The 253-nt window shown below is 39.5% G+C and carries 1 protein-coding gene; it reads right to left on the bottom strand.

Annotation, left to right across the window (positions count from 1 at the left end; all coding sequences use genetic code 11):
• Positions 1-253: YveK family protein (locus RYX56_RS23940; protein ID WP_317124332.1), on the bottom strand; the 253-nt coding region annotated here is incomplete at both ends.

Below are 253 nucleotides of genomic sequence, written 5' to 3'. Positions count from 1 at the left end.
ATTGTTTCAATTTCCTGCTCTGTTTTAATCGTGTTATCGAAGTATTCTAGTAAAAATGCTAGACCTACACCTACCATTAAACCAACAACCATGGCAATGGCAATGTTTAATAGTGGCTGAGGTTTGATCGGTGCTTGAATGTCGCCAACCTCCGCTTTTGCGAGAATACTAACATTATCGATGTTCATAATCTTTGATATTTCTTTTTGAAAAACTTGCGCCGTCTTATTAGCGATCTTCGCTGCTGTGGCGG

It is taken from the genome of Alkalihalophilus lindianensis (assembly GCF_032843265.1).
Classification (GTDB): Bacteria; Bacillota; Bacilli; order Bacillales; family Bacillaceae_D; genus Alkalihalophilus; species Alkalihalophilus lindianensis.
Note: the sequence above shows the minus strand (reverse complement) of the source record. Positions and strands in the feature narration are given on the sequence as shown.